We start from the raw sequence: 216 nt of genomic DNA, 5'->3' as shown, positions 1-216 counted from the left end.
ACGCTCAGGTCAACCAAGCCGTTCCGATGACACTGCTGGGGCCCGGCGTCACGCGACGCCGCGGCCAGCCGCGCGCGTAGCCTGTGCGGTAAAATACGCGCTTACGGTCAATCTTGTGGCTGCGCAGGAACCGCCAGACATATTGGACATCGACATCGCCCAGCGCCTCGGCCAGCAGGGGGCCGGTCCAGCGCGCAAACCCTTGCGGTGGCGGCT

1 pseudogene is annotated in these 216 nt (G+C 67.1%); it reads right to left on the bottom strand.

The window, feature by feature from the left end:
* Positions 1-106: 106 nt before the first annotated feature.
* Positions 107-216 (bottom strand): annotated as a pseudogene (locus tag QJT78_RS52975) (IS630 family transposase); the annotation flags it as partial.

The organism is Bradyrhizobium sp. Mp27, assembly GCF_029953005.1.
Lineage (GTDB): Bacteria > Pseudomonadota > Alphaproteobacteria > Rhizobiales > Xanthobacteraceae > Bradyrhizobium > Bradyrhizobium barranii.
The sequence above is the reverse complement of the archived record's forward strand: the minus strand, read 5'-3'. Positions and strand labels throughout refer to the sequence as shown.